Annotated in this window: 1 pseudogene; it reads left to right on the top strand. The window is 59.6% G+C overall.

From position 1 onward, the window contains the following. A pseudogene (locus tag QSK26_RS41645) lies at window positions 1-255 on the top strand (ABC transporter permease); the annotation flags it as partial.

The following is a 255-nucleotide window of genomic DNA, read 5'->3' as shown; positions in this document are numbered from 1 at the left end:
CTGCTGGGACGTTCCCTGCGTCACATCACGCGCAGCGTGGACACGATCATCACGACCACGGTCATGCCGATCGCCATGCTGTTGTTGTTCGTCTACGTGTTCGGCGGCGCGATCAACACGGGGTCGGATTCGTATGTGAACTACCTGCTGCCCGGCATTCTGCTCATCACGATCGCCTCGGGCATCGCCTACACCGCGTTCCGGCTTTTCCTGGATATGAAGAGCGGCATCTTCGAGCGTTTCCAGTCCATGCCG

The organism is Microtetraspora sp. NBRC 13810 (assembly GCF_030268685.1).
Lineage (GTDB): Bacteria > Actinomycetota > Actinomycetes > Streptosporangiales > Streptosporangiaceae > BSRQ01.
The sequence above is the reverse complement of the archived record's forward strand: the minus strand, read 5'-3'. Positions and strand labels throughout refer to the sequence as shown.